This is a genomic window from Variovorax sp. 01T439_2, from assembly GCF_056398445.1.
Genome location: NZ_JBFTPJ010001000.1, coordinates 1 through 2078 on the forward strand (window position 1 = coordinate 1; position 2078 = coordinate 2078).

At 68.5% G+C, this 2078-nt stretch carries 3 protein-coding genes and 1 pseudogene; all 4 read left to right on the forward strand.

The features are described from left to right. Nucleotides 1-288: pseudogene (locus tag AC1DOC_RS30980) on the forward strand (hemerythrin domain-containing protein); the annotation flags it as partial. Between the two features lie 133 nt (nucleotides 289-421). Continuing rightward, nucleotides 422-1027 (forward strand): hemerythrin domain-containing protein, encoded by a 606-nt coding sequence (locus tag AC1DOC_RS30985; RefSeq protein WP_478081129.1) that lies wholly within the window; start codon nucleotides 422-424, stop codon nucleotides 1025-1027. Nucleotides 1028-1048: 21 nt separating this feature from the next. Continuing rightward, complete coding sequence (locus tag AC1DOC_RS30990) at nucleotides 1049-1240, forward strand: hypothetical protein (RefSeq protein WP_018902877.1); 192 nt, start codon at nucleotides 1049-1051, stop codon at nucleotides 1238-1240. Between the two features lie 34 nt (nucleotides 1241-1274). After that, nucleotides 1275-2078 (forward strand): catalase (locus tag AC1DOC_RS30995; protein WP_478131259.1); only part of this gene is annotated, 804 nt, incomplete at its 3' end.

Consider the following 2078-nt stretch of genomic DNA (forward strand, 5'->3'; position numbering starts at 1 on the left):
GCCGTGCGCGAGGCGATCAGCGAAACCGATCTTCTGGACGAAGCCGAGGTCGAGCACACCAGCGCCAAGGAGCTGATCGCGCAGATCGAAGCCGCGACCGAGGTGGACGACAAGTTCGATGCCAAGGTCATCGTGCTGGGCGAATACATCGACCACCACGTGAAGGAAGAGCGCAACGAGATCTTCGTCAAGGCACGCGCCGCCAGGGGGCTCGACCTGGTGGCCATGCGCGAGCAGCTCGCCACGCGCAAGGAAGAGCTCATGGAAGAGCTCACCGCCGCCGCCTGACCGGCCGCACACAACACCCGACGACCCAGTCCAGCGCACCCGTGGAACCGGCTTAGCCGGGCCACCGGGTGCGCCCCCCAGTGGGGGGAGGCGCCGCAGGCGCTTCGGGGGGCGTCCTACCCTGGAGTTTCACATGACCAACATCGTCTCCCGGCTCTTTCCTACGGCGACCAACATGATTCGCCTGGACCACACGCACGTGCTCTCCACCTTCCACCAGTACAAGGCCGGCGCGCCGGAACGGGTGAAGAAAGGGCTGGTCAACACCATCTGCACCGCGCTCGAGATCCATGCGCAGCTCGAGGAAGAAATCTTCTATCCCGAGATGCGCAAGGTCTGCGAGGACGACGAACGCATCACCAAGGCGCTCGAGGAGCATTCCGAGATGCGCCGCCTCATCGGCCTGCTTCGCGCCATGGAGCCCGAAGCGCGCGACTACGATGAAACCCTCTCGGCGCTGATGCGCGACGTGATGCACCACGTGGCCGACGAGGAAACCATCCTGCTGCCGGCCGCCGAGAAGCTGCTGCCCGACCGGCTCGGCGAGCTGGGCGCGCAGATGACCAAGCGCCGGCTGCAGCTTGCCGGGCCGCGCACCGGCGAGATCGCGCTCGACATGGGCCGTGCGGCATCCGGCAACACGGCCGCCATTGCGATGGTCGGCCTGGCTGCGGCCGGGCTGCTGCTCGCGCGGCGTTCCGGCCATCTGCGCTGGCCCCACGCGCACGCGCGCACCTGAGGCACCAGCAGAGGCCGTCCCATGCCCGAAGACAGCAACATTCCCGTGCCTGCCGCGCCCGAGTCACCGCGCGCCGCATTCCAGGCCCTGGCCGAGCGCGTGGGCGTTCTCGCGCCGGGCGCGCCGCTCTCGGACGAACTCATGAAGTTTGCCGAGGGCGTGCTGCAGCTTGCGGCCGAGGGCAAGGTGCCGCGCGAGCGCGCGCCCCGCTGAACCCCGCCCCGCCATCCCATCGAACGGAGTTTCAATGCCGCCTTCCAGAACACCTTCTCCTCCCGAATCCGGCAGCGCCGCCACCAGCGCAGCGGCGGCCGCCCGCAACACCGACAGCGGCGCCGCGCACCTGCCGGGCGGCCCGCCGGCCGATCCGCCCTCGCAGAAAGCCGCGCATGCGCAGGCGCTGGCCGCCGGCATGCCTTTCAATGCGAACAAGCCGCTGGAGCACGGCATGGACAACGCGCTGCGCACGCCCGCCGGCCAGACCGTGCAGCCGCTGTCGTCCGCGGCAACGGCCAGCACCTTGTCCGAAGAGATCAACTCGGACAAGGCCGGCGGCATGGCCATGCCGGGCCTGAATGCCACCATCGAATCGCTGGACCGGGTGCGCGTCGACTCGGGCGGCCAGCGGCTCACCACCAACCAGGGCGTGCCCATCGCGGACAACCAGAATTCGCTCAAGGCCGGCCTGCGCGGCCCCGCGCTGCTCGAAGACTTCATCCTGCGCGAGAAGATCACCCACTTCGACCACGAGCGCATTCCCGAGCGCATCGTGCATGCGCGCGGCTCGGGCGCCCACGGCTACTTCGAATGCTACGAAGGCATCCCGCAGTTCACCAAGGCGGCGCCGCTGCGCGAAGGCGGAAAGATCACGCCGGTGTTCGTGCGCTTTTCCACCGTGGCCGGCGAGCGCGGCTCCAAGGACACGGCGCGCGACGTGCGCGGCTTTGCCGTCAAGTTCTACACGGACGAAGGCAACTGGGACCTGGTGGGCAACAACATGCCCGTGTTCTTCATCCAGGACGCCATGAAGTTTCCCGACCTGGTCCACGCC